Here is a 24,471-nt window from a genome sequence, read left to right as displayed (position 1 = left end):
CCTAGCTGAACAGTGAAGTAATGCCCAGTCCAGCGAACAGAAGCAGTCCGATTCCAAGCAAAATGCCGCCTATCAGCGAATACCGTACCTCCCGCTGGAACGATGCTGTGCCGGGTCCCCCCGGTGCCGGCCGACCCGGCTGGGCCATACTCTCCAGACGGGTACGCCGGCCTGTGCGCCGCCGCTGATAACCAATAATCAGTAACACTACCCCGAGCAGACTTAAGAAGCTGCCGGGGTAGACGAATGCCATCCACAGGTTGCCCATAGTACACCTCCCTGTTCGTGATCTTGTTGTATACTTAACCAAGTCACGGTACGCCAAACAGGGAGATGCAGCCAGGCTAGAAGCAGGTGAACGAGCTGACCCGGTTCAAATCAACGCCGTAGTATCCCCAGAAGAAGCCGTTCCATCTGAAGCCTGCGACCGAACTTCTGCCCACGAATACCGGGTAGAACCAGAACTGCTCACCATTATTCAGCCAGATATAGGTGTTGCGGAACAGGCAGCCTCTGATGCCTCCGGGGTCAACCGCATAAGCCGTGACCGCCGGTGCTTGCGGTACGAATTGCGGCGGTGGCGCAGTCGGTGCAGCTACTCCTCCCGGTGCACCTCCTGGCGTCCCCGGAAATCCTCCGGGCCCTCCGCCCGGAATCCCCGGCAAACCTGGTATCCCCGGAGTCCCCGGCCCTCCCGGCAAGCCTGGTCCACCCGGAAATCCCGGTATCCCCGGAAATCCTCCGCCGCCTCCCGGCACTGGTATAAATCCCATATCTATCGCTCCTCTCTCGCTTCATTAGGCATAATCATCATATGCATTCGCGGAGAAGATGCCTGGGCGGATGCCCAGCTGCTATGGGCTTTTAACTGCCTCCTGCTTAGCCGAGGGTAATCGGCACTACAGCTGCAGCTCCATTTTGACGCGGCCATAATAATCCGATAACCCGAACTCCTTGAGCGGAATATACCCCTGCCCTGTAAGGACGTCCTTCTCCCCATGAATCATCAGACTATATCGTAAGGGCGAAACTCATCAATGAACTCCTCCAGCCAATCTTCCGTATAGTCCAGCGCACCGCTGGTGCTTCAGCTGTGTCAGCAGGGACAATTCATGGCCTTCGGTTTATGATACATTTCGCTCTCCCCTAGCTTGCTGCTCCAGCCGGACAACGGTCTCCTCGAACGTTTTGACCGGGCTGTAGCCCAGCTCGTTTTTTATTTTGCCGCAATTATACGCTGTTCTTATAGGGTCTCCGCCCGGTATAATGAACTTCTTGTTCAGGGCAAGCCCGATACGCATCGTAAAATCTTTTTCCGGATAATTTCCGTCAATTGCGTTGTAGCACTGATTCACAGCCGCAGGCTGCGTCGCTGCCAGTACACACATCTCAGCCAGGTTGTCTGCATGCACCCAAGGCGTCAAGTCCTCCGGATGAATCCAGTCCACTTCCCCGGAATCAGCAAGCTTAGCGACCAGTCTGTCGCCCCAGTGCGAGTTGGATTCGGAGCAGATCACTCCAGGACGCAGGATCACACTTGGCAGTCCGTCAGCCATTGCAGCCTGTACAATCCGTTCCGATTCACACTTGGTTGAAATGTAGACCTCCCCGTGGCCGAAGGCAAGACTGCTGGCCTCATCCAGCTCCACCTCTCCATCAAAATGACCATAGACCGATACCGTAGAAATATGCACGAAGCGCTCCACTCCCGCAGATACAGCACCGTGCGCCAGACTCTGGACCCCCTGAATATTGGACGCCTCGGCAATCGCCAGGTCCTCCCCCAGATACGCCGCAGCGTGAATGATAACGTTCACATTTTGAAGCGCATTCTTGATGGCAGCTCTATCTGTCAAGTCTCCGATGACGGGTGTAATGCCTAGCTCTTCACATAGTGCGATCTGGTCCTTATTTCGGATAAGTCCCTTGACCTCCGCTCCCTCGCTAACACATCTTCTGGCAATTTTATCTCCTGCCGTGCCCGTAACGCCTGTAACGAGAACGACTTTATCTCGAAGTCTCATGGAGAACCTCCTTTTAGTAAATACTATCTTTTATCGTCTTCTTATCTATTTTGCCTACGGATGTCCTGGCAAGTGAGTGAGTAATCACTAAGCGGGTAGTCAGCTTATATTCGGCTATCGTTTGGCCGCTCTCATTAACCGGGGCAACTTCTCAGCCGAAATAATCGTCCGGCAAGTGCAGCTCTCTGAGGCAAGCGGCGAACTTTTCCCTGAAATTAGGATTGCCTTTGTATTCGGGCCATATCGCCTTATAGTAAGGCAGCAGCTTCTCGTGCGGAATAACGTCCCAATATGTAATGGTGCTGCGCACCACCTCTGTACCACCACTGCGGAACATTTGTTCAATAATCTCCCAATTCTCCTGCTTGTTCCGGCAATCTCTCACGGCATAGACCGCAGCCGTCTGCATATCCAGGCTGGCATGGCACAGGAAGGGTGCGAAGTCGCTGAAGCTCACAGCATCGCAGTCTTTGAGGATATAACCTGCATAACGTAGAGTTTCTTCGTCGTCAACGTGCTCAAGCCTCTGCCGGATCAGCGGAATGAATTCGGTCCGGTCCTGATTCTTGCCGTGAGTATTCAGAATGGTTAAGGCGTGCAGCGCTCCCTCCGCGTCATCCGACTGCAACAGCTTCAGCAGATAGGGCCTGCCCGCCGCAAAGGACGTTTTGCAGAGCAGCGAGATGGCTGTCTTGGAATCCCGGGGGCTTTGCTCAGCCACATTGTTAAGGAATTCCAGGGTGGACGGGGCGATTCGCTTGAACTTGAACATGGCCTCCAGCGCCTTGACCTGCAGCTTCCCGTCAGGGGTGGTCCGATACAACTGAATGAGCGTATTCTCGTCACCCGGCAGCCGGCTGCCAAACCATGGGTTGTGATAATCCAGAATAATCTCATCCAGCCAACGCTCGTACCAGTCCAGGAAGTTATCTTCATAGACGAAGAAGAACGGGTGGTCGGGATAAAACTCCGAAGTATACACAATCCTCCCCCGGTGCTCCCCTTCCAGCACGAGATACATCTCATAATCGCAGCCCTGGGTGCCGATACACAGCATTCCGCCAAGCGCCTTGTTTCTGGCCTCCTCATATTCTTCATCCGAGATGTCCCGCTCGCCCGTCAGCGGCTCCGTCAAGAGATTCCATTCCTCTGGGGTCATCCCAGGATAAAGTGCCGCCCGCCCCTGAAGTGCCGGAAGCTCGGTATAGGAGGTAGCCTGTGCAAGGGAATAGATCCCGTAATACGGTCCCGCCCCGCCGTTCCCGATCTCTGTCAGGAACCCGGCAAAAGGCTCCGGAAGCTTAATCCCGTATCGGGCCTCCCAATCCGCCAGCTTGCCTGCTGTAAGCTTTTTTTTCAGCTTATATTGATGCGAAGAGGCACCGAATTCCGCAAACTCCGCATCCTTGCGACGGGCCTGTCCCAGCTTCACCTTGATCCGCTCAAACTGCGCGTCCTGCTTCTCTACCTTCATGATGCTCCCTCCTGTAAATTCTAAGAATATCACATAATGACCAGGTCAATTATCTTCCATCATATCACACCCAGCATATATCTCAGGCTCCCCGTCCACTCCCACAACAAATAAGCCCGCCGTCACGATGAAGTGACAGGCGGGCTTATACCCAGGCAACACTTACTGGACAGCGTTAGACAGCTCTGTGAAAATGACCCCCAGAGCAAATGCGCCCGCATCCGGGTAGCCGATGCTGCGCTCGCCTACCGTCCCGGCCCGGCCCATCCGCGCAACGATGGATTTCGTACGTTCCGCCCCAGTGACAGCCGCTTCGGCCGCCTTGGCGAAAGCCTCCTTCAAGGACAGCTTCTGCTCCGCACTGCTCTTCCAGGCTTCGGCACAAGGAATCAGCGCATCGATCAGCGTCTTATCTCCCACGACTGCCCCCCGTCCGAAGGAGCGTTCACCTGTCGCCTGGATGCCCTGAACCGCTGCTTCCAGCATTCCGGCCATCTCCAGTGTATTCAGCGAGGTCCGGCCTGTGGCATATTTGCCTGCTGAGCGGAAGGCTGAGCCCCAGATTGGACCGGAAGCTCCGCCGCAATGCTCCATAATAATCAGCGAGCAGGCCTGAAGGAAGCTGCCGATATCCGAAGCGTGATGCTGCACAAGCTCCTGCCATTCCCGCTTCAATTGCTTGAAGCCCTTGGCGACGCTCATCCCGAAGTCTCCATCACCGGCATGGGCATCCAGCTCACAGAAGGGAGCCTCATTCACGATAATAATCTCGCTCATCTTATCCACCAGATAGATGATGTTCGTAAGCTGCAGCCGTTCATCACGGAGGACAGCGAAGCCCGGATCAGTCCCGGCCGTCAGGCTCACCTCCGCCTGAGACTCCTGCTGCGGAAGAGGGCTGACGTATTGCACCGGCCCAAGCTCACCCGTTAACCGCAGCGCCGGAGTATCGCAAGGCTCAGCAAGCCATCTGCGCAGCTCATCATCCAGCTTCATCAGGCTGATGGAAGCGCCGGCCATATCTATGCTGGTCATATAGTTGCCTACAAGCGATTGGCGGATGATGATTCCCCGTTCTCCCAGACTGCGGATTACAGAGTGATTGAGCAGATACAGCTCCTGCAGAGGCGTTGCGCCGAAGCCGTTGACCAGCACTACCACCTCTCCGCCGCCCGGCTGATCCAGGCTCAGACTGGCCAGCAGGGCAGAGATCATCCGTTCCGCCAGCTCATCGGCGCTCAGCAGCTTTTCTCTGCGGATGCCCGGCTCCCCATGAATGCCGACCCCATACTCCATCTCATCCTCCTGAAGCTGGAAGGTAGGCGTACCCTTGGCCGGAACCGTGCATGAGGTAAAAGCAAAACCAAGACTGCGCACATGCTCTGCCGCATGCTGCGCGGCCTGCTTCACCTCTGAGAGCGGCAGTCCGGCCTCGGCTGCCGCACCGGCAACCTTATGCACCAGAATCGTGCCTGCAACCCCTCTGCGCCCCACCGTATACAGGCTGTCTTCTACTGCAATATCATCATCAACCTTGACATAGTCCACAGCGAGGCCGTCCTCAGCCGCCAGATAAGCCGCATTCTGGAAGTTCATCATATCGCCGCTGTAATTCTTGATAATCAGCAGCGCGCCCTTATGGCCGGTATGGTTGCGGATCGCCTGATAGACCTGAATCTGTGAGGGGGAAGCGAAGACATCCCCGCAGACTGCGGCATCCAGCATTCCCGGTCCGACCAGCCCGGCATGGGCCGGCTCATGGCCGCTGCCTCCGCCGCTGATCAGCGTTACCTTGTCAGGATTCGGCGCAGACCTGGAGATAATTTTGTATTTGCTGTCGAAGGTCAGCTGCGGATGAGCCATCACCAGTCCGCTGCACATCTCACGGACGAGGTTAGCCGGATCGTTAATTATCTTTTTCATACGCGCTGCTCCTTGCTCTTCTTGAAGGCTTCGCCCAACTTGTCAGCAACAGCTATGGCAGCGGCGACTGCTTCAGCGGTAACCGGGAACGGCATCGAATGAATCGACTCCTCCGGGATACACGCCTTGCGGGCCACTTCGATCAGCTCGTCATGGGAGATGGATGCGACACCAATATCGGCCAGGCATACGGGAAGGCCCACAGCGTGGCAGAAGGACAACACCTGATTGATCTCAGCCTGCTGCGCATTCTCCAGAACAAGCTGGGCAATCGTGCTGAAGGCCACCTTCTCGCCATGGTAATAATGATGGGTGCCTTCAAGCGCCGTCAGACCGTTATGGATAGCATGTGCGGCAGCCAGGCCGCTGCTCTCGAACCCGAGCCCCGACAGCAGGATGTTCGTCTCAATAATATTCTCCAGCGCCGGTGTCACCACGTTCTGATCGCAAGCCAGCTTGGCCTTGGCGCCATCCTCCAGCAGTGTATCGTAGCATAAGCGGGCAAGGGCCAGCGCGGCTTTGGTGCCTTTGGCCTCCGTAATCACGCCTGCATGCACTCCGCAAGGAAGCCCCGCATTGACATTGGAATAGGAAGCCGCAGTAGCTCTGGCCTCGAAGTAGGTGGAGAGGGCATCGCCCATCCCGGATACCAGGAAGCGGGTAGGCGCCTGCGCAATAACAGTTGTATCAATCAGCACCACTGATGGGCTGGCTTTGAAGTAAGCATAATCCTCGAAAGCGCCTTCAGAAGTGTAAATAACAGCGGAATGACTGGTGGGTGCATCAGTAGCCGCAATGGTAGGAACGATAATCAGCGCCTCGCCTTCTGCCACACATTTAGCCGTGTCGATGGCCTTGCCGCCGCCAAGACCGATAGTGCAAGCACACTTGTGCTCACGGGCCAGCTCCTGTAGTCTGGAAATCTCCTGCCGGGAGCATTCGCCCTGGAAATCCCCCTTCACAAGGGTAATGCCGAATTGACGGCTGGTGGCATCAAGCTTGGCCTGCACACGCTTCACATCATCCGGGTGCGCAATCAGCAGAGCCGATGTACCGAAAGTACTGACGAAGTATCCCAATTGAAGCAGCTCATCCTCACCTTGTGTGTACTTAGCCGGGCTGATAAAGGTTCTTCTCATTCTTTCATTCCTCCTCGGGTCGTATGTCCTCATTATAGACAAGTGGATAGAGGCGCGCATGGGACAAAGCAAACGAATTAATATGCTGCAAAATAGTATTATTATGTTGTCAGCATCTGAATTATAATTATCTTGTTCTCATTGTCACTGTAGATGGAAAGGGTGAGCCGGATGCAATCCAAATTCGACTTGAAGTATATCATTGATATGGACGAATGGGGCAAGCTTCAGGAATCGTTGTCCCTTGTGACACGCATGGCTATCATTATGGTCGATTATAAAGGCGTGCCGGTTACCGCACATAGCCGCTGTCAGGCCTTCTGCCAGACCGTGCGCAGCGACAAGGAATTCTCAGCCTATTGTCAAAAATGTGACGCGCGCGGAGGTCTGGAGGCTGTGCGGCTGAGCCGGCCCTATATCTACCGCTGCCACTTCGATATTCTCGACATTGCTATACCTATCATTGTCGATAATCAGTACATCGGTGCGCTGATGGCCGGACAGATCCGGCTGGCCGAGGGAAGCGGCCCGAATCTGGAGCAGATTGTATCCCGTCCGCAGCAGGACGCCATGACGGAGGAACGGGCACGCAAGTATGAGCTGCTGCCCGTCATGACCTATGAGGAGGTTGTGGCTACCGCCGACATGCTCTATCATTTGTGCAACTATGTGGTCAAGGAATCGATCCTGAAGCATGAGCTGCTGGAGCGAAGCAGGCAAGTTGAGGCCATGAACCCCCAGGAGTCTAAGCTCCAGCTTGAGCTGCCGCCTTTGCCCGTAGAGCCGCCCTCGGCTCCTAAGACTCCGGCCTCTTTGGGAAGCGCATACAAGACGGAATGCATAAGTCCTACGCTACAGCCTGCCTTGGACTATATGCTTAGCCACCGGGAAGAGAATTTCTCGCTGAAATCGCTGGCACAGCTATGCCATATCAGCCCCAGCTACTTCAGCCGCCTGTTCACCAGGGAGATGGGCGAGCATTTCTCCCTATATGTCGCCCGTATGAAGATCGGGCGGGCGAAGGAGCTGCTGGCAACAACGGATTGGTCAGTCAACGAGATCAGCAATCACTTGAATTTTTGCGATGCCGGTTATTTCATTAAGATCTTCAAGAGATACGAGTCGGCAACTCCCCTGTCCTACCGTGCTTCTCTCCTAACAAATCGAATATAATAGATGTACACTATTCGAGCAGGAGGCTATCTTATGAAGCTGAACGAACAAGGTGTGCTCATCATAGAAGAGGATGATATCCACGACATGTACTTTTTTCTGGCCCATGACGGGTTGACATTCAAGGATTCTTTCGAGATTGGGCTGGAAAAGCATAAGATTGAGCTGTACCCCGGCAGCGTATCTGCTATTGTTCCCCCGCAGGCCATGCCCGAGGACTATGGCTACCCGGAAGAAGACCTTCCCCGTATAGTGGAAGGAATTTATTCAGCCGTCCGGGAGTATGATCCGGGCTTTGGGGTGTGGTAACATCCCTGCTGCCCGGCTATAGCATCAAGGAATAACCAGGCCGTTCTTGAAGGCCAGCTTCACATCATTCTCACGGTAATAGGCGGAATAGTTCCAGGCTTCTCCCTCACTTAGCTTCTGGTAGGTCTGATGAATATTCCGGCGCCAAGGCGACGGCCGGCTGTTGAAGTAATGGGCGAAGAAACGCTGCGCCTGCTCCCCTGTGCCGAAGCACAGCAGGTAGGCCAGCGGACTGGATTCAGCATCGCAGATGCCGGGGAATCCTGCTCCGCAAGCGGCAAGCTGCTCAAGTGCACGGGGACGGTCTGCGAACAGCGCGAACAGCGGCAGCACACGTTCCCCGATCATCTGACCGATCTCGCGCAGGGAGGAGTCCAGCTGTGAGCCTGCAATCTGGAAGACAATGGCGCTTGACGATTTCTGCAGCCTGCACAGTGAGCCGAACAGAACGGTATCGTCCCCTCTGCCAGCCTGCCCGGCAGTCCATTTTTTGAGCTGCTTGCTGGTAATCCGCAGGTTCACCGTCATCCGCACATCGGTGCGGGTATTGTAAGATTCCGGGTGGAAGGATAACTCGAACACGGTGTCCTTGTCAGCCGCTGTTTTTTTCCATACTGTACCCGCCTTATTGGATTTGAAGCCCTCTGCCTGGAGGAACTGCTGTCCGGTCTGCTGGCAGGCCTGAAGGAATTGCGCTTTGGGATCGAGCTTACGGTGGGACGGGTCCTCAGACCAAACTTCCCACTGGGCATAACGTTCGTCCAGCAAGGGCTGCAGGCGGTCATAATTCTCCCAGGTGTTCTCCACATGATAGATGCTTGGGTATTGGTTGAAGACCTCACAATAATCATTAAGATAGCTTCCATACTGAGCAGCGAACGCCGATTGATCGTCATAATAATCGGCGGCGAAGGCATTGCCGCGCTCGTCCAGATCCTCATCCCAGAACTTCCCGTCACAATACTCCACCAGGTATTCCAGCCCCGTGAGCTCACGCTGCTTCAGCCGCTTCAGCGCCTCCGCCGACTCCTCAAGGTGAGATTCACCCGCCAGTCCGCGGCCGAACGCCCAGGTCAGAAACATGCCAATATGAATCCCGCCATTCTCTTCCGGCAGATCCGCCGGATAATCTCCCCCGGAATGCCAATCGATCCGGTCATAAGCCATACGAGTCTCCTTTCGGCCAGCAGCTCTAGCTTCTGGCTTCCCTTCTTAATAAGTATTGGTACACCTCATCATTCGCCAGGTCCCACTCTACTTTGCTTTCAGGAATCTGAGCAAGCGGGGTGGTCAGCAGGGGATGGTCTACTGTAGCGGCGGTTAGTCCCTGGGCCTTTCTTATTTTTTGGATGAGCCGGACCTCATAAGGGATGTAATTCAGACATAGAATTTCTGCGAATTTATGGGGAAGATCCAGGGAGCTGTAGATATGGTAATCGCAGATTTCACCCATTAGGCTACGCAGCAGCTCTTCATCCGTGGTAGACCAATAATCGAGAAATCTCCGGTACACATGCTGCTCCGGCAGCATCGGATACAGCTCCTGATTGATCTGCTCCGTGACGAATAAGTCATGTAACAACGCCATGAACAAATGATGCGTCTCCTTGTGGGCATAGCGCTGCGTATCTTGTTCAAATATCATCTGGAAATAATCTCTGGCCAATTGTGCCAGCTCCTTCATATCCCATAGCAAGGCTAATCCTATGATACAGCCTATCGTTCTTGAAGAGACCTCTTTATACTTGAACAGTCTCCGCAGAATATACTCCTCCCAATAGAGAAACCGGGTAACATACTTCCACCCTTCCGTGTCCCCGTTCAGAATCAGATTTTTGGGATAATCTCCGCCATGTACACCAATTCCAAGCGTCAGGTTTCTGGCAATGGTTTCTTTGTATCCGTCTTTGATGTCGTTCTGGATGCTATCTTTAATTAACGTGTACCATTCTTTGAGTTCTTCTTCAGATACGGTTTTCTTCTGGAGGGTACGAATCTCTTTGTTGAATGCATTCATTATTTTGCGGTGCTCCATCTGCTCACTCCCTGTAAGAGATCGTTAATCCAGGCGGCCCTTTCGGGTGCCGGATTTGTCATCAAGGATAGAATTCAGTACAATGATCAGCATCGGAAGGTACTACCCTAGATTATGATATACAGAAGGTGACACCGCAATGGAAAGTGGAGATTTGAGGATTTTTCAGGCTGTGGCCCGTGAGGGTACGATTACGAAGGCTGCGCAAGCCTTGAACTATGTACAGTCGAATGTGACCAGCCGGATTCAGTTCCTGGAGGCCGAGCTGAAGGTCCCGCTATTTCACCGGTCTAACCGTGGGATGACATTAACGCCTGCGGGCGAGAACCTGCTGGAATACGCGAATGCCATACTTATGCTAATGGACGAGGCTGTAAAATCCACACAATACTCCGAGCACCCGTCTGGTCCGCTTCGGATTGGCTCTATAGAGACGACAGCGGTTATTCATCTGACGACGATGATCGCCGGCTACCATTCCCGCTTCCCCGATGTCCATCTATCGCTCATCACAGGTGAGACGCATGACCTTCTGCACAAGGTGCTTGATCACAAGCTGGATGGGGCCTTCGTCTATGGGCCCATAGACCAGCCGGATATCGGGCATGTTGCAGCTTACGAGGAGGAGCTGGTGCTCATTGCTGAACCGGGGACTAGTGAGTTGCATGAGTTGCTGCACAAGCCCATGCTGTTCTTCGACGTTGGCTGCACGCACCGGGTTAAAGCGGAGCGCTTCCTGCGTGAGAGCGGGCTGCATTCAGTTCAGATCCGGGAGTTCGGCACACTGGAAATGATTCTAAACGGGGTGTCCGCCGGAATCGGCGTCTCCCTGCTGCCGAAGTCCTCGATCCGCAAGGCAGAAGAGGCCGGACGAATCACTTCCCACCGCCTCCCCGAAGAATACCAGAAGCTGGAGGTATGGTTGATCTACCACAGCAACGCCGTACTCTCCAGCGCAATGTCTCGGTTTGTGGAGATGGTGGGCAGGTATAGATAATGATAAAAGGAGTATTTTCCTTGAACGATACACCCAGCACACTTAAACAAATTATCGGAAAAACCGTTAAAGCGATACGACTCAAACAAGGCCTGAGCCAAGAGGACCTTGCTCACGAATGCAACGTAGATCGCTCCTATATCTCTATGATCGAGGTCGGCCGCAACGAGCCGTCCATCACCAAAATATTTGAGCTTTGCAGAAGTTTAAAAGTCGCCCCCTCCGATTTTATTAAAATGGTTGAAATAGAATATAACCGAGGCCGGGAGCAGGATTAAAAGAACACAATCCAACTGAGGATAGAGATGGCCCGCAACCACGACCGCTAACAAGTGGAAAAATGCTACTTAATTCTTCAACATCTGACGCTAACGGGAAATTAAGTGGAAAACCAGCATCTGCTGCCACCGGTTTTGGCACTTCTAGTGAGAATTTGAACATTTAGGTGTTATTTTTCCAACTATTTCTGGAGTATCAGCCATTCGTTCGTTAGCAAGTGTACAAAATCCATCTATTCCCCTTATGCATTCCGATTGCCTACACTCCACCCTCATCCAATGAAAAAGATCAGAACCTAATCTTTCAGGTTCTGATCTTTTCCATCTTTCCGTCATATAGTGCCGATCCGGGAGTCAGCCCTTCATCCTTGCTTCGAATTCGCCATCAGCCAGGCCAGGAATTCCCCGAACGAATCGGCTACCTGCTCAACCTCTTCAAATTCAGGCTCACATCCATGAACAATAGCCCCGCTATCCGTTGCAATGGCATAGAAGGAATAACCATCCTCCACAGACATTACAATCGGCAAGTGATGATCCCACCAGGCCGTGATCTCTGACTGCCAAGCTGAATCACCCGCTGCGGCCTCCAAACTTAGCAGTTCAAATTCGTTCCACCGGAATTCGCTTCCCGCACTATGATTGAACTCAGCCTCACCAATAAACCAGGTTTGCTCATCCGGTGCAACGCACACCTCAACTACTTTTAGAAATTCTAAATACTCTTCGGGTAGTCCTTTATATCGGGAAGTAATGCCGCTATCTAAATGTAGCTGAGAACCGGACTTCCTCCTTATCTCCCAGCCCTGCTCCTCTGCCCAAGTCATAAATTCAACAACATGAGCTTTTCCTTTTCCATTATTCATGTCCAAATGTTACACCTGCCCATCCGATTAAGAAATGGAAACTCCTAGATTAATATACCATTTCCGCAGCTCTGCTTACATCAGCAGGTCATTCCGTTACCTTAATCTGCTCCGTCGCATTCTTTCCCTTCCATCTATTACCATTAGCCAAATGGTATTCTCTTTCTACCGACCCGTCTGTTTTGGTATAGCTGATAGCAAATACCTGTCCTTCTTCAATCAGCATCGGATATTCATCATACGGAAGAACACTACCCAGCAGCGGCAGCTTGCTGGCATCTTGATAAGCCCCCTCCAATCGCCAAAACTCCCGGAAGGCGTAATCCTTAAATCCGCTCAAATCACTCTTTCCAAAATAAGATGCCTCATACTTTTTGCCCTGCATGGTGATTTCATCCACTCTGAGCGGTTCAATATCCTTCACCATCCAGCTCAAATCCTCCGTATGCAGGTTGCCACCATAGTACTTATGTAATTGATTCACCATACAGGGGACCGATTTGGTAGAACGCTCCATTTCATTGACTCCGGTATGCGCTGCGCCGTAAATGCCCATGATGCTCTCGCTGCCCAGCTTTTCAAATTCGCGGATGAAATTCTCGGTCATCTTGTTCTCCCGATATACCTCATCGTGACTACTGTAATACCTCTCGCCCTGCTGGATCGCTTCGGTAGTCAAGGTATACATCTCTGATCCGGTGAGGTTGTTGTCCTCAAGATAAGACATGAACCGCTTACCGGTTATGTCCCATTGATGCCCAACATCTGTTCCGTGGAAAATAGTATCCGGGCATCCGCTTTTTATTTTCCGAAAATAAGTCTTCGTATAGGGCACGTGACCCGGAGTCCCCTCCCAATCCTGATAAAGCTCCTCCAGAATGTCGTCATTGTCCGACTGCATCCACAGGTTCAAGTATTCGGCAGCGTAATAGGACTGCTCCACGAATAGGTGTCTCATCCCCTTGTTGTGGTAATAATCGGACCAAGCTTCGTACTCCTTGTCCATAATCTTGGCTAGTCCATGGGATTCGCCATACAGATAAATCTGGCCGGTCGCTTTGGTCGTTAGCGGGGTGGCGGCAGGCGTTGCCTGGGCCAATTCGGCAGGCTGCGCCGATGGCCTGGCTGGTTGTGCAGACGGATTTGCTTCCTCGCCCCCTAAGGAGTTGCCGCTGCAGGCTGTCAAACTGCTGATTAGAAGGATAGCCATTAGGACAAGCAGCAGAGGGCGGTTACACCTTAATCCAGATTCAACCCTAAACATGAATTTTTTCACATTGTTCATTCATAACAACGCATCCACCTTTCACAATCATTTCTAAATATTGAATAATCTTAATATCGTTTCATCATAAAATACACCTTTCACTTTCCGCTACAGCAAAACGCACAAGCCCTTTGGCTTGTGCGCTCTTGTGCTTTGCTTTTTGCAGGCTCATTTGTACCTTCATTTGCCCTGCGATGCTCTGTACTTCTGCCGCTCCTCCTCATTCTTATCCGCAAAACGGTCATTATGCGAGGAGACCCCGGCCATCTTGGACCCGGTGGGATCGATATATAATTTGGCGCTGTTGACGGCAAGCACCGCGTCATTGAAGGCACCGGCGATCAGCCTTACCTTCCCGGCATGGGTTACAATATCACCTGCGCCGAAGATGCCTGGCATGCTCGTGTGCATGACGGGGCTCACCGAGATGCCGAACTCTTCATGCTCCAGCCCCCATTCGAGGATGGCCCCGCCGAAGTTCCGCTCGAACCCGTGATTCACCAGTACCTCATCCACCTCGAGCTGAACCGTTTCTTGGGAATCCGCATGCTGCAGCGTCACCGATCCGATTCTGCCTTCATGACCGTGCAGCCGGGCTACCGTATAAGGAACATATACAGTAGCCAGAGACTTCATCTCGGTTACCGAGGATTCGAAGGCGCTGAAGTCATCTCTCCGGTGAACGACATATACCTCTTTGGCAAGGGGAGCCATAGCCACCGCCCAATCGACGGCTGAATCGCCCCCGCCGGAGATCAGCACCCTCTTATCCTTGAACTTATTGATGCTCGTCACGGTATAGTGAAGGTTACTCAGCTCAAAGCGGTCAGCGCCTTCCACCGCAAGCTTTTGAATACTCGTAATGCCGCGCCCCGTAGCCAGAATGATGGTTCTGGTATAATGCTTCTCTCCTGAATCCGCTGTGAGTATGAATATACCGTCATCACGCTTCTCCATCTGGACGATTTCCTGCCCGAATACAATACTTGGGTCAAAAGTAGCCGCTTGTCTGATTAACGAATGGATGATCTCCTCGCACCGGACAGGCCCGATCCCGCCAACATCCCACACCAGCTTCTCGGGATAGGTGCGCATGAATCCGCCCAGCTCCTGCTTGGCTTCGATGATTTTCGTCTTCATCTCCCGCATTCCGCTATAGAAGGCTGCATACATTCCGGCAGGGCCCCCGCCGATGATAATGACGTCATAGATATCCTGTTCCATTAGGGCACCAACTTGTCTACCAGATAATCCAGTAGCAGCGGCGTGCCGATCAGTCCTTCACCCACTACAAAATCCGCTGTCTCCAAGCGGTACACATGCCCTTTTTTCACAGCCTCCATACCCTTCCAGATTGGAGAATTCTCCAAGTCCTTCATAGACTGCTCACTGCTGTAATTCTGCATCATGCGTTGTTCCACGAAGATATGATCCGCTTTTAGCTTGGGAAAAATCTCCATAGACATCGGCGTGAACCAATCTTTATAGTCTTTTAACTGCTCTGGAATATGTAGTCCCAGCTCGTTATACAAAATGCCGCTTCCGGGGCTTCCAGCTTCCTGGCCCAACACCCGATATTGATTTTGCTCCACACGCAAGACGAGAATGGTCTGATCCCCTAAAGCCTGCTGCAATTTCTCTTTGGTGTTTTTTATCTTGTCATTATATTTACTTAGGGCCAGCTCAGCCTCCTTCTCTTTATGGAACAGCTTGCCGAGGGCGGCAACACTCTCTCTGACAGTACCGCCGGCCTCCACAGCCACCGTAGGGGCAATTTGGCTCAAGGCTTCATACCTTTTGGTATCAATTGTACCATTATCGACAATAATCAGATCCGGTGCTGCGGCAAGAATAAGTTCAAGATTCTCTTCATATTGCTGAACCTCAATCATTGTCACCTTATTGTCATTGAATAACTTCGGCCGATACTCGGGTTCAATCTCCTGTACAAGTGTAACCATATCAGGGATCACGCCGAGCTCGATCAGATTCTCGGCATAATTCGAGTTAAGAATCAGCATGTTCTTCGGCTTCACAGGAATCGTAATGTCACCGAAGGCACTACTGACGACTCGTGTGGCAGACTCACTTGGGCCTTCTGTAGCCTTCGCCGTGCTGCTGCTTTCCGCTGTGGTGGTTGAACAAGCGACTAAAGTCAGCATTACTAGCATAGACAGTATATAGAGCATAGGTTTTCTCATTACATCATAGCCTCTCTTCTCTGATAATGATTATCACTATCAAATTATAAGGAATAATAAATGAACCTACTATAGCCTAAAATGTCGTAAACATTGGATTATTGTGTCTCAGGAGCCCCGCTGTCCAGCATAGCCTGTTCCATCTGCTGCAGGATTACCCTTTTGCCATACGCGCTGCAGTTATTAATCCATAGCCCGGTATCCACATAGATCACCCGGTTATTCTTCACCGCGTCTAAGGCAGCCCATTGCTCACTGGCCTGTAGCTTAGACAGGCTTAAATCTGCATTGTAGTACTCCATAATACGCTTCTCAATGAATAGATACGTAGGATTGGCCTCCGCTAATTGCTGCAATGAGCATGGATTGAAGCTGTTCTCGTGGGCACGGATAATCTCAGGCATGGTTAACCCCAGCTCCTTGTACAGCAGGGTAGCTGCATCGCTGGAAGCTTCACCAATATAACGGTAGCCGAGCTCTTCAACACGAAGGTACAGAACGGTGGAGCCTTCCGGGAGCTGCCTTTGCAGCTTGTTTCGCAGGAGATCGGCCTGCACAGTAAGCCCGGCAATGAGCTGTGCTGCCTGGGCCTCCCGGTTGAACAAGGTGCCGAAATAGCTGATCCGTGCATTCAGATCGTCCGGCAGCCTCGTTAGGATGGGAGCTATGGCCCGGAAATATTGTTTCAACTCTTCTGATAAATGCTCACCGATAATCAGATCGGGCTCTTGCTCTGCAATGAGGTCCGGCAGAGTGATATACTGCGGCATGGCCAGTAAGGTCACGCCGTGCATATGGAACATGGGTTGTTGATAGTCCGGGGTTAAAGCACTGACAATTACAACAGATTGGGGGATTACCCCTAAGGCTATTGCTATTTCTGCATGTGCCGCGGAGAGAAAGCATATCCGGCTGTCTGCAACCGATGATTTGAACTGCATGGGCGGAAGCCCGGCTACCTGTCTAAACTGCCGGCTGAAATAATGCGCATCCTCAAAGCCTGTCTTCCTCGCCACCTGTCTGGAGGAGTCGCCCGTAAGCAGCAGCCACTCCTGAGCACGATACATCCGGTAACGGATCAGATACTCCACCGGCGTCTTATGATAGAGCTGGGTGAATTTCCTGGAGTAATAGGATGGGCTGTATCCGGCGATTGCCGCCAGTTCATCTCTTGTGATCATTTGATGATAATTCTGCTGCATGTAAATCACCGTGCGCGCCAATCTTTGCTCAAGTGTGCTTTCAGCGGTTGGCTGTTCATGCTGCAATTCTTTTAACAAATGGTATAGAATGTATTGCTTCATGGTGATGCCAAGCGGCCCGGTGCTCCTGGTGAGGGATGAACGGATCTCTGCAACCACCGCTTCAGGCACACTCTGAACATAATAGCCAGCCGCCCGGTCTACTTGCCAGTGGTAAGGAGATTGCATTTCTGTGTCATAAGTATTGAAGCTAATCAAATAGCCCGAGAAATCAAAATGATTGGCAGAGGCCAGCCGGATGACCGAACCCTTCTCAAGAGCAATTAACTGGCCGAAAAGAAGCTGCTCTTCATGCCCGTTGATCGATAGCGTGGCTTGGCCATCACTTACCAACAGGAGGGCAGCCTGATCCAGACGTATTGTGGAGGGGACCGGTAACAAATCTGCTACATCTATAATTTCTGTGCAATGGGCAAGCCAGCCTGGATTAGCGTCATACATAGATATACTCCTTAGGTTCATTATTGATATATAGTAAAGCACCCGCCCTATGAAAGCAGCAGGCGCTTGAAGCAATTTATGACTTCCGCACAGGCCGGACATACTTGAAGTACCGCTCCGGGTTGAAATAGAAGTAGATGATCCGGCCGGGGGCAGGGTCGAAGCAATAGCCAGTGCCTGTATAGTCAAAAGCGGCCATCGCCTGCTCCATCCGTTTCTCGACACTGCGGTTCTCCTGCTCGTAATCAAACGGCCCGTGCTCGAACACAATGTACTCGGCCTCTGGAATATCCGCCATCAGCATCTGCGCGGGGACCTCGCCATCATAATCATAGGGGAGACGTACCCCATAGCACTCTGTACGCGGAAATCCCCAATCGCAGAGCCTGCCGTCCGGGTCATTCATATAGGCCATGATCTGGCCGTTGCCGCTGTTCGTATCGCTTCCGCCGTCATCATCCAGCTTCCCCTTGATACTGTCCAGCAAGCCGCTGATGGTCTCGCAGTCCTGCCCTGGAATCAGGCTCTGCTTCTGCCAGAAATCCCAATACCCGTTGCTCTCGTAGTTCTTAATGTGCAGGAATTTGTGCGCGGGAATGGTTACGAAATAGATTTTAACCTCTTCTGTAGATTTTACCATGCCAACCTCTCCTAGTCCGAAAAAGTAGCGGTCAAACGGGTTGATTTTGGTCCGAAGGACGACAGGATACGGGTGTCTCCGGTACTCGCTTGGGGCCACACCATAGGTCATCTTGAACGCACGCGTAAAAGCTTCATGGGAGGAGAATCCATAGTCGAGCGCAATATCTAGAATGCTTTTTCCGCTATCCCGTACCTCCTTCAGTGCAAAAGCCAGCTTCCGGTGGCGAAGGTACTCCCTAAGCTGCATCCCGGATATCTCTTTGAATTTCCTCGTCGTATGAAACTCCGAATAGCCCAGCTTGTCAGCGAGAGATTGCAGCGTTATGGCCTCACTGTTATGCTGCTTGATGCTGTGGTCCATATCATCGACAATGGTCTGGATCTGCCTGTGCCACTCGTACACCGTCCGCTCACCCCCTCGTTCCAACCGCTCTATAGTCATTCTAGAATACTGGAAAAAGCATTTCTTGATTCTACTTGCGGCATGGGATCAGCTTCATCTCTGTAAGATTGTCCAGATTGATCTCGATCCTCAGCTCATCATGCTCATTCACCGCGATTAATGTCCGGTCTTCGATGCTTAATTGCTTGATCGGATTCGTGGCATCCGAGAAAAAAGCCCAAACTAAAACACCACCTGTATCGGTGCAGGCAATGAAGCCCTCATTTCCCATTTGCCCGTCCCCGCCGTAGATTGTTCCGCCCTCATACTTCAGGCTCGTCCAAGCATCCACGATGGTCCAAGGATCATTATTATACTTCACAATACTCTCAATTGTTGTGTCACACAGGGGGTGGCAGCTCATTGTATGCTCATGGGTATTCGGGTCGTAGCAGGTCTCGATATTCAGAATCGTAATGCTGCCATCTGCGTAAGCCATACAATTAATCCCAGGAAGCTCATGCTCCTCCGTCCAGTGCTTCAGAATTAAGTTACTCATGGCCTTATCCTTTCATTTCGCTGGTTTCCTGTCCATATATCATTTCTGTTAACCGCCCCGTTTTCCCTTCAAAAGAGTAAAGGCCATCCTTCGCAGGACGGCCTTAGTATGTGTCTGAATTAACCCTTCGCTTGCACGGCTATGGGGTAATAAAGATCGAGCTGGAACGCTTCGTTAACAAACATCTCCCCGTTGAACAGGAAGTGCTCCTCCAGCCATTGACCCGGACCCGGCTGATATTTACTGCTCTGCACCCATTCATTTAAGCGGTTCCAGGCTTCGGGGATATCGAGACCGTATAAGCTGGAGACGGCATAGAGACCGCCGCTCACCTGCTTGATCCGTACCTCGCCCGAGGGTTCGGTGTCCTCACCGACCGTAGCCCACATCTCATAACCATGCTCATTCTGCGCGCCGGGCTGATTAAAGCCAAAATAACGGGTAGCTGGAAGCCGGTCTAACCCTTTTTTCTTCACCCATGCATACAGCACATTCCACGCCTCATCCTCCGGCTGATTCCCTGCAGTAGTCTGATAGTACGCCACCTTCACCGGCTTCAATTCAATAAACCGGACCTGATGATCCTCCAGCTTCACTAATTGATGTTCCATTCTTCCTGATTCCTCCGTCTCTATATTCAATTCTCCTTCACGAAACATGGCAGCAACGTCCAGATTAATCCGCTTCGACTGCTCCAATAACAGACCGATGGCATTGCCTTTGGCGACCCCCTGTTCCTGCAATAATTCCACATACCGTTCGAGCAGCTCCCTGAGTACCAGCATATTGCTGATCTCCCGCTGAACCTCCCCCAGTTTATTGCAGAAAACACCGACCGCCCTTGACAGTTCAGATGCTAACAGCACCGCTGAAATGTCCTTCACGGAGAAGCTTAACTGCTTCAGCAGCAGAATCAGTTCAAGCCTCCTGAGCATCTCCTGGCTGTACAGGCGTTTTGCACTGTTAGGCTCCCTGATGCTGGCGATCAGTCCAATCTCCTCGTAGTACCTAAGCGTGCGGCTGGAGATACCGTACCGGACCGACACCTCTCCGATTTTACTCAGCTGAGTGGTAATCATGAATTCTCCTTTCCTATGGCTATGAAGTACTTCATGGCTCTATCCTACAAGTTTACGTGCACGTCAAGTCAATACCTATATTGTAAGGAATTTCTATAAAAGAAACCTGAAGGAATAGTTTCCCGTAGTAAATATGAATTAACCGACATGGGATGTGATTGATTTGACTGGATTTTTGGGTGCTGTAATCATAGCTATTGGATTGGTTATAGCCATTTGGCCTAAGATAGCGTGGTATCTACGGCTGGGCTGGAGGTTCAAAAATGCGGAGCCCAGCGGGCTGGCCTTAGGGGCGGAACGGGTAACAGGGGTGGTCCTGGTAATCGCCGGTTTCATCCTGATGGTATCCAGCTGCTCCTCAGGAAACGCAGAGCGCCGCTGGTCCGAGCAGTTCAAAGAGAAGCTGAACTCGGGGCAGGTACAGGAAATCAGCATCGGCATGATTAACCCCACCTTATTAAGCGAAGAAGAAACGGATAGAATGATCCAAATGATACAGGAGGCTGAGCTTAGACCTTTTGATGCAGGGAATTCATTCGGAGCGAGCAACACAGGGACCATAACCTTTAAAGACCAGACCCGTGTAGACATGGTGATTCTGGGCCCGTCCGGGGGAATCGAGCTGCATCCTGGTGATGCACAGAGCGAATATGAGATTATGAGTGAATCACTGAAGTCGTGGCTGAAGAGTTACGGGAACTAGGTATGGTTTTATACACCAAGAAGCTGGAGGCTCACAAGAGGTCTTCCAGCTTTTTATTTTCTATTTGGTTTCTGCTTCAAGGGTCTCCAGCATCTGCTGCAGGGTCACATGCTCAAATTCCATCTCGCCGATCCGGGGATCGTATCTCCGTCTATGAGCTGCTTATACCTCGCATCCTCAGGGAAGCGGGCGTAATCCGCCCGGAACTGGGCAATCAGAACGTTGGCCCCGGTCCCTGAGCCCTCTATGCCCGACCCCAGCCCTGTCAAAAGATACCTGATCCAGTTCATTCTCTCCCGCTCCATATCCGCATACGAAGGTAAACGGAACACAAGCTCAGCCGCCTTGTTCCGCATCAGCACATCCCAATATCTCCCCAGCACGAATGCCGGATGTGGATCTAACGCCAGTATGGTCCGTTCAATCCCTATTGAAATGTGCTGATCCGCTTCCCGGTCCTGCTGTACCGGTCTGGCCAGCAGATGCAGATGCTGGCGTTCATCGTCTGTCAGCCGCAGGGCTCTGGCTATGTTATTACCTGCCTGCAAACCGTTCCACCGCCTCCTCCGTCACCGGCTGAAAGAGGTTCACCAGGTTGCCGTCGGGATCACGGAACAGCAGCGAACGGTTCCCCCACGGCATCGTCGTCGGCTCCTGTACCCAGTCCCCGACAAGTGGCTTAAGGCGCGCATATTCCGCATCGACATCATCGACGCGGAACTCCATAATGACCGTGCGGTTACTGGCCGCTGCTACAGAATCAGCACCGAATAGCTGCGCTGTCTTGGAGTGGCCGATGGCCAGGGTACATGCGGGCATAACGAATTCGGCAAATACCGGTGCGGGCCGCTGTGCTGTCACCCCTGTCACTTGCTGGTAGAAGTCGACCAGACGATCAATGTCGTCAGTAATGATACGTATCGAAGCGAAATTCATCAGCGTTCATCCTCTCTTGAATGTTTACATGTCCAATGATAAAAAAACGCTACTGACAACGTTATGTCAGTAGCGTTTATTTATTAGGCGGCGCGTTTATAGAACCCTGTGCTGTATGCTGTTTTTCACATACATTCGGTCCGTGTGCCGCGTATCTCCTATCCCTCTACCCTCAGCCTATCCTCAGCGCAATATTCCCGAGCTGCTCCGCGCGCTCCAGCCGCTGAAGAGCAAGCGGAGTCTCCGCTAAGGAATACACGCTATCCATGATAGGGTGTAGCTGATGCTGTTCCATGAACTCAAGCATCGCGGTGAATTCTTCATGGCTGCCCATGGAAGTTCCAAGCACCTGAAGCTGCGGGAAGAATATTGCTCTGGCGGGAATGGTGAGATCATCGCCTGAGCTTGCACCGAACATGACGATTTTACCGCCCGGCTTAATGACCTCGAAGTATTGCCCGAATATCGCTGGGCCCACGCTATCTAAGATCAGATCTACAGGCTGATGCTGAAGCTTCTCCCGCCAACGGCTATTACTGTCTATAACCTGCGTAACCGGTAATTGCAGGGCCTCTGCACGCTTCGCTTCACTTCTGGACGTAACTGTGACCTGCGCTCCAGCTGCTGCCGCCATTAGAGCAGCAAACGTAGCCACTCCGCCTCCAATGCCCGGAATCAGCACATGGTCGCCCCGCTTCAGATTCCCTCTGGTAAATAACGCCCGGTACGCAGTGAGTGCCGCTAAAGGTAACACACCAGCCTCTTCCCAAGACAGGTACGCCGGCTTAGGCACAACATTCTGCTCCGGCACAATGACATATTCAGCAAAAGTCCCGTCTGCAGGGTACCCCAATATGTCAGGCACCACAGGCACCTCATCCGCCCGATCCCAGCCAAGACATGGATTAATGATGACCTCCATCCCCTGAGCCAGGCCGTTTACCCCTTCCCCCGTCTCTTCGATAACGCCAGCTCCGTCTGAACCCAGCACGCAAGGATGAACCGGACCCGGCGTACCTTCTGTAGCAGAAGCAGCAGCTATAATGAACAAATCCCGGTGATTGAGTCCGGCTGTCTTTAGCCTAACCTTGACCTGCCCCTGTTCAGGACGCTTGTCAGGATGCTCCGTATATTGCAGACCTTGCGGTCCAAGTGTAATTGCCTTCATCTTCATATCCTCCTGTTACGCTGTAGTGGCTTCATACAAAGTGTAGGCTGTTACAGCGGTCAGGTAAAATGATTAGAAGAGAAGGTGAGTATCATTAATAATGATATTGCTCTTCTGCGGGGTGAGCTGGAAGCTAACCAGCAACGCAAAAGGCACCCAAGCGGGTGCCTTTTCTTTTTCGGGCGAACTCATTATCCTTAGACTATAAGCTCTGCCCGTTGGAGGCGATAACCTCCTTGTACCAGTCGAAGCTCTTCTTCTTGATTCTGCGCAGTGTGCCGTTCCCCTCATTATCCTTGTCGACATAGATGTACCCGTACCGCTTCTTCATCTCACCTGTTGAGGCACTTACAATATCAATCGGCCCCCAGCTCAGGAAGCCCAGCAGTTCGACGCCGTCTTCCACCGCTTTGCCCGCTTCAATTATATGGTCCCGCAGGTAGGAGATCCGGTAATCATCATGGATGCTCTGGTCTTCTTCAACTGTGTCTACAGCGCCGAATCCGTTCTCGACAATGAACAGCGGCTTCTGATACCGGTCGTAGAGCTGGTTCAGCGTGAATCTCAGACCCGTGGGATCAATCTGCCAGCCCCACTCGGACGCTTTCAGATAAGGATTCTTGACCCCCATTGCCAGGTTGCCCGATACCATCTCCAGCCCAGTCGGATTAGCACTGGCACACCGGCTCTTGTAATAGCTGAAGCTGATGTAATCGACAGTATGCTGCTTCAGCAGCTGTTCATCCTCTGCCGTCAGATCCAGCTTGATGTCATACTCCTTGAACCACCGTTTCACGTAAGTAGGGTAGTAGCCTCTAGCCATAACATCGGTGAAAAAGTAGACCTGTCTGTCCATCTCCATGGCTGTGAGAATATCATCCGGGTGACAGGTATGCGGGTAGTACGGCCCTGCGGCAATCATACAGCCCATCTGCGAGCCCGGAATAATCTCGTGGCAGGCCTTCGCCGCCAGCGCGCTGGCTACATGCTGGTAATGCGCCATCTGGTAGATAATCTGCTTCTTGTTCTCACCTTCCTCGATGACCGTTCCTCCGCCGACGAAGGGAATATGGAGCAGCACATTAATCTCGTTGAAGGCAATCCAGTATTTCACCTTGTCCTTGTAACGTTTGAATACGGCAATCGCATATCGCTCAAAGAACTCAATCAGCTTGCGGTTTCTCCACCCACCGTAATTGTTAACAAGTCCGAGCGGCATCTCATAATGGGATAGCGTCACAACCGGCTCAATATTATATTTTCGCATACAATCAAATAATTGATCATAAAACTGCAGGCCCGCTTCGTTAGGAGTCTCTTCGTCCCCGTTCGGGAATATTCTCGTCCAGGCAATGGAGGTACGCAGCGCCTTGAAGCCCATTTCAGCAAATAAAGCAATGTCCTCTTCGTATCTGTGGTAAAAATCTATAGCCTCATGGTAAGGGTTCTTCTTATCCGGATGCTCATAGGGCGGGTTAAAGATCCCGTTGGCCAGAATATCAGCAATCGATAACCCTTTACCGTTCTCCTGATAAGCGCCTTCCACCTGATTAGCCGCAATCGCGCCCCCCCATAAGAAGCCTTCCGGGAATTGCATATCTGTCTGTTTCATT

At 52.1% G+C, this 24,471-nt stretch carries 25 protein-coding genes; 5 read left to right on the top strand and 20 right to left on the bottom strand.

Annotated features, from left to right (window positions below; translation table 11 throughout):
• Position 1 precedes the first annotated feature (1 nt).
• The 6 genes from MKX63_RS05195 to MKX63_RS05170 form a co-directional block, all read right to left on the bottom strand.
• Positions 2 to 268 carry a hypothetical protein gene (locus tag MKX63_RS05195; protein ID WP_341015715.1) on the bottom strand — a complete coding sequence of 89 codons (267 nt, stop codon included), beginning with the start codon at positions 266 to 268 and terminating at the stop codon, positions 2 to 4.
• Positions 269 to 344: 76 nt separating this feature from the next.
• Entirely contained in the window at positions 345 to 773 is a 429-nt protein-coding gene (locus MKX63_RS05190; RefSeq protein WP_339221218.1) for a collagen-like protein, read from the bottom strand.
• Positions 774 to 1,124: 351 nt separating this feature from the next.
• A complete protein-coding gene (locus MKX63_RS05185; RefSeq protein WP_341015714.1) occupies positions 1,125 to 2,024 on the bottom strand; it encodes an NAD-dependent epimerase/dehydratase family protein in 900 nt (299 codons plus the stop codon).
• 151 nt (positions 2,025 to 2,175) lie between these two features.
• The gene (locus tag MKX63_RS05180) at positions 2,176 to 3,498 is read right to left on the bottom strand and encodes an SMI1/KNR4 family protein (protein ID WP_341015712.1); all 1,323 of its coding nucleotides are present in this window, start codon (positions 3,496 to 3,498) and stop codon (positions 2,176 to 2,178) included.
• A 162-nt stretch (positions 3,499 to 3,660) separates the two neighbouring features.
• A complete protein-coding gene (dhaK, locus tag MKX63_RS05175; RefSeq protein WP_341015711.1) occupies positions 3,661 to 5,421 on the bottom strand; it encodes a dihydroxyacetone kinase subunit DhaK in 1,761 nt (586 codons plus the stop codon).
• Positions 5,418 to 6,560, bottom strand: coding sequence for a glycerol dehydrogenase (locus tag MKX63_RS05170; RefSeq protein ID WP_341015710.1), 1,143 nt, complete (start codon positions 6,558 to 6,560; stop codon positions 5,418 to 5,420). The genes dhaK and MKX63_RS05170 overlap by 4 nt, the downstream gene beginning before the upstream one ends.
• A gap of 189 nt (positions 6,561 to 6,749) precedes the next feature.
• Here MKX63_RS05170 and MKX63_RS05165 point away from each other — a divergent pair, with 189 nt between their 5' ends.
• Together MKX63_RS05165 and MKX63_RS05160 are read left to right on the top strand one after the other, a co-directional pair.
• A complete protein-coding gene (locus MKX63_RS05165) occupies positions 6,750 to 7,733 on the top strand; it encodes a PocR ligand-binding domain-containing protein (RefSeq protein ID WP_341015709.1) in 984 nt (327 codons plus the stop codon).
• Positions 7,734 to 7,766: 33 nt separating this feature from the next.
• Positions 7,767 to 8,042 carry a hypothetical protein gene (locus MKX63_RS05160; RefSeq protein ID WP_340026514.1) on the top strand — a complete coding sequence of 92 codons (276 nt, stop codon included), beginning with the start codon at positions 7,767 to 7,769 and terminating at the stop codon, positions 8,040 to 8,042.
• A gap of 24 nt (positions 8,043 to 8,066) precedes the next feature.
• Here MKX63_RS05160 and MKX63_RS05155 read toward each other — a convergent pair whose 3' ends face one another.
• Positions 8,067 to 9,209 (bottom strand): DUF7832 domain-containing protein, encoded by a 1,143-nt coding sequence (locus tag MKX63_RS05155; protein WP_341015708.1) that lies wholly within the window; start codon positions 9,207 to 9,209, stop codon positions 8,067 to 8,069.
• Positions 9,210 to 9,234: 25 nt separating this feature from the next.
• A complete protein-coding gene (locus MKX63_RS05150; protein WP_341015707.1) occupies positions 9,235 to 10,059 on the bottom strand; it encodes a hypothetical protein in 825 nt (274 codons plus the stop codon).
• A 157-nt stretch (positions 10,060 to 10,216) separates the two neighbouring features.
• Between MKX63_RS05150 and MKX63_RS05145 the strand changes: the two genes are divergently transcribed.
• Together MKX63_RS05145 and MKX63_RS05140 are read left to right on the top strand one after the other, a co-directional pair.
• Entirely contained in the window at positions 10,217 to 11,074 is an 858-nt protein-coding gene (locus MKX63_RS05145) for a LysR family transcriptional regulator (protein WP_341015706.1), read from the top strand.
• A 20-nt stretch (positions 11,075 to 11,094) separates the two neighbouring features.
• The gene (locus MKX63_RS05140; RefSeq protein WP_341015705.1) at positions 11,095 to 11,352 is read left to right on the top strand and encodes a helix-turn-helix domain-containing protein; all 258 of its coding nucleotides are present in this window, start codon (positions 11,095 to 11,097) and stop codon (positions 11,350 to 11,352) included.
• Between the two features lie 362 nt (positions 11,353 to 11,714).
• Here MKX63_RS05140 and MKX63_RS05135 read toward each other — a convergent pair whose 3' ends face one another.
• From MKX63_RS05135 to MKX63_RS05100, 8 genes are all read right to left on the bottom strand, one after another.
• A complete protein-coding gene (locus MKX63_RS05135; protein ID WP_341015704.1) occupies positions 11,715 to 12,218 on the bottom strand; it encodes an SMI1/KNR4 family protein in 504 nt (167 codons plus the stop codon).
• Positions 12,219 to 12,306: 88 nt separating this feature from the next.
• Positions 12,307 to 13,428, bottom strand: a complete 1,122-nt coding sequence (locus MKX63_RS05130; protein ID WP_341015703.1) for a hypothetical protein — start codon at positions 13,426 to 13,428, stop codon at positions 12,307 to 12,309.
• 237 nt (positions 13,429 to 13,665) lie between these two features.
• The gene (locus MKX63_RS05125) at positions 13,666 to 14,709 is read right to left on the bottom strand and encodes an NAD(P)/FAD-dependent oxidoreductase (protein ID WP_341015700.1); all 1,044 of its coding nucleotides are present in this window, start codon (positions 14,707 to 14,709) and stop codon (positions 13,666 to 13,668) included.
• Complete coding sequence (locus tag MKX63_RS05120) at positions 14,709 to 15,647, bottom strand: ABC transporter substrate-binding protein (protein WP_341015699.1); 939 nt, start codon at positions 15,645 to 15,647, stop codon at positions 14,709 to 14,711. Before MKX63_RS05120 ends, MKX63_RS05125 begins: the two co-directional genes overlap by 1 nt.
• A 137-nt stretch (positions 15,648 to 15,784) precedes the next feature.
• Positions 15,785 to 17,389: an AraC family transcriptional regulator gene (locus MKX63_RS05115; protein WP_341015698.1), complete on the bottom strand. Its 1,605-nt coding sequence runs from the start codon at positions 17,387 to 17,389 to the stop codon at positions 15,785 to 15,787.
• A 76-nt stretch (positions 17,390 to 17,465) separates the two neighbouring features.
• Entirely contained in the window at positions 17,466 to 18,434 is a 969-nt protein-coding gene (locus MKX63_RS05110) for a helix-turn-helix transcriptional regulator (protein WP_341015697.1), read from the bottom strand.
• Between the two features lie 70 nt (positions 18,435 to 18,504).
• Positions 18,505 to 18,972 (bottom strand): hypothetical protein, encoded by a 468-nt coding sequence (locus tag MKX63_RS05105; RefSeq protein ID WP_341015696.1) that lies wholly within the window; start codon positions 18,970 to 18,972, stop codon positions 18,505 to 18,507.
• A gap of 119 nt (positions 18,973 to 19,091) precedes the next feature.
• Positions 19,092 to 20,051 (bottom strand): effector binding domain-containing protein, encoded by a 960-nt coding sequence (locus tag MKX63_RS05100; RefSeq protein WP_341015695.1) that lies wholly within the window; start codon positions 20,049 to 20,051, stop codon positions 19,092 to 19,094.
• A gap of 163 nt (positions 20,052 to 20,214) precedes the next feature.
• Between MKX63_RS05100 and MKX63_RS05095 the strand changes: the two genes are divergently transcribed.
• Positions 20,215 to 20,754, top strand: a complete 540-nt coding sequence (locus MKX63_RS05095) for a DUF6199 family natural product biosynthesis protein (RefSeq protein WP_341015693.1) — start codon at positions 20,215 to 20,217, stop codon at positions 20,752 to 20,754.
• A gap of 104 nt (positions 20,755 to 20,858) precedes the next feature.
• Here MKX63_RS05095 and MKX63_RS05090 read toward each other — a convergent pair whose 3' ends face one another.
• The 4 genes from MKX63_RS05090 to MKX63_RS05075 all read right to left on the bottom strand — a co-directional run bounded on the left by MKX63_RS05090 (position 20,859) and on the right by MKX63_RS05075 (position 24,470).
• Positions 20,859 to 21,302, bottom strand: a complete 444-nt coding sequence (locus MKX63_RS05090) for an MmyB family transcriptional regulator (RefSeq protein ID WP_341015691.1) — start codon at positions 21,300 to 21,302, stop codon at positions 20,859 to 20,861.
• A complete protein-coding gene (locus MKX63_RS05085; RefSeq protein WP_341015690.1) occupies positions 21,289 to 21,690 on the bottom strand; it encodes a VOC family protein in 402 nt (133 codons plus the stop codon). The genes MKX63_RS05090 and MKX63_RS05085 overlap by 14 nt, the downstream gene beginning before the upstream one ends.
• Before the next feature lie 172 nt (positions 21,691 to 21,862).
• The gene (locus MKX63_RS05080; RefSeq protein ID WP_341015688.1) at positions 21,863 to 22,858 is read right to left on the bottom strand and encodes a zinc-binding dehydrogenase; all 996 of its coding nucleotides are present in this window, start codon (positions 22,856 to 22,858) and stop codon (positions 21,863 to 21,865) included.
• A 202-nt stretch (positions 22,859 to 23,060) separates the two neighbouring features.
• Entirely contained in the window at positions 23,061 to 24,470 is a 1,410-nt protein-coding gene (locus tag MKX63_RS05075; protein ID WP_341015686.1) for a 6-phospho-beta-glucosidase, read from the bottom strand.
• Between the last annotated feature and the right edge of the window lies 1 nt (position 24,471).

The organism is Paenibacillus sp. FSL R7-0179, assembly GCF_038002265.1.
Lineage (GTDB): Bacteria > Bacillota > Bacilli > Paenibacillales > Paenibacillaceae > Paenibacillus_AQ.
This window is presented reverse-complemented; position numbering and strand designations above follow the sequence as displayed.

Excerpts from the sequence above, each read along its gene's own strand:
- MKX63_RS05180 (WP_341015712.1), bottom strand. The coding sequence starts at position 3,498 with ATGAAGGTAGAGAAGCAGGACGCGCAGTTTGAGCGGATCAAGGTGAAG.
- MKX63_RS05185 (WP_341015714.1), bottom strand. The coding sequence starts at position 2,024 with ATGAGACTTCGAGATAAAGTCGTTCTCGTTACAGGCGTTACGGGCACG.
- MKX63_RS05135 (WP_341015704.1), bottom strand. The coding sequence starts at position 12,218 with ATGAATAATGGAAAAGGAAAAGCTCATGTTGTTGAATTTATGACTTGG.
- MKX63_RS05190 (WP_339221218.1), bottom strand. The coding sequence starts at position 773 with ATGGGATTTATACCAGTGCCGGGAGGCGGCGGAGGATTTCCGGGGATA.
- MKX63_RS05085 (WP_341015690.1), bottom strand. The coding sequence starts at position 21,690 with ATGAATTTCGCTTCGATACGTATCATTACTGACGACATTGATCGTCTG.
- MKX63_RS05075 (WP_341015686.1), bottom strand. The coding sequence starts at position 24,470 with ATGAAACAGACAGATATGCAATTCCCGGAAGGCTTCTTATGGGGGGGC.
- MKX63_RS05080 (WP_341015688.1), bottom strand. The coding sequence starts at position 22,858 with ATGAAGGCAATTACACTTGGACCGCAAGGTCTGCAATATACGGAGCAT.
- MKX63_RS05115 (WP_341015698.1), bottom strand. The coding sequence starts at position 17,389 with ATGTATGACGCTAATCCAGGCTGGCTTGCCCATTGCACAGAAATTATA.
- MKX63_RS05195 (WP_341015715.1), bottom strand. The coding sequence starts at position 268 with ATGGGCAACCTGTGGATGGCATTCGTCTACCCCGGCAGCTTCTTAAGT.
- MKX63_RS05170 (WP_341015710.1), bottom strand. The coding sequence starts at position 6,560 with ATGAGAAGAACCTTTATCAGCCCGGCTAAGTACACACAAGGTGAGGAT.
- MKX63_RS05100 (WP_341015695.1), bottom strand. The coding sequence starts at position 20,051 with ATGATTACCACTCAGCTGAGTAAAATCGGAGAGGTGTCGGTCCGGTAC.
- MKX63_RS05160 (WP_340026514.1), top strand. The coding sequence starts at position 7,767 with ATGAAGCTGAACGAACAAGGTGTGCTCATCATAGAAGAGGATGATATC.
- MKX63_RS05150 (WP_341015707.1), bottom strand. The coding sequence starts at position 10,059 with ATGAATGCATTCAACAAAGAGATTCGTACCCTCCAGAAGAAAACCGTA.
- dhaK (WP_341015711.1), bottom strand. The coding sequence starts at position 5,421 with ATGAAAAAGATAATTAACGATCCGGCTAACCTCGTCCGTGAGATGTGC.
- MKX63_RS05105 (WP_341015696.1), bottom strand. The coding sequence starts at position 18,972 with ATGAGTAACTTAATTCTGAAGCACTGGACGGAGGAGCATGAGCTTCCT.
- MKX63_RS05130 (WP_341015703.1), bottom strand. The coding sequence starts at position 13,428 with ATGGCTATCCTTCTAATCAGCAGTTTGACAGCCTGCAGCGGCAACTCC.
- MKX63_RS05125 (WP_341015700.1), bottom strand. The coding sequence starts at position 14,709 with ATGGAACAGGATATCTATGACGTCATTATCATCGGCGGGGGCCCTGCC.
- MKX63_RS05155 (WP_341015708.1), bottom strand. The coding sequence starts at position 9,209 with ATGGCTTATGACCGGATCGATTGGCATTCCGGGGGAGATTATCCGGCG.
- MKX63_RS05120 (WP_341015699.1), bottom strand. The coding sequence starts at position 15,647 with ATGCTGACTTTAGTCGCTTGTTCAACCACCACAGCGGAAAGCAGCAGC.
- MKX63_RS05145 (WP_341015706.1), top strand. The coding sequence starts at position 10,217 with ATGGAAAGTGGAGATTTGAGGATTTTTCAGGCTGTGGCCCGTGAGGGT.